General features: G+C 36.7%; 1 protein-coding gene. It reads left to right on the top strand.

Translation table 11 applies throughout. The features are described 5' to 3' along the window. On the top strand, window positions 1–186 hold a 186-nt coding region (locus SB724_RS21640; RefSeq protein WP_410573115.1), incomplete at its 5' end, for an integrase core domain-containing protein. Between the last annotated feature and the right edge of the window lie 54 nt (window positions 187–240).

Raw genomic sequence — 240 nt, 5'->3', positions numbered from 1 at the left:
AAGGATAATGACGTCGAACTGCAATATATACAACCGGGAAAGCCTGCACAAAATGCATATATTAAACGGTTAAGCCGTATATTCAGAGAAGATGTTTTGGATGCATATGTGTTTGGCTCTCTAATAGGAGTAAATGCTATTACTTACGAGTGGCAGATCGATAGTACAACAGTAATCATCCCATAAATCATTAAATGCACTTAGTCCTTGTGTATGCTAAAGAATCTTTGAGCAATTAGC

It is taken from the genome of Bacillus sp. SIMBA_031 (assembly GCF_046535225.1).
Classification (GTDB): domain Bacteria; phylum Bacillota; class Bacilli; order Bacillales; family Bacillaceae; genus Bacillus; species Bacillus velezensis.
The sequence above is the reverse complement of the archived record's forward strand: the minus strand, read 5'-3'. Positions and strand labels throughout refer to the sequence as shown.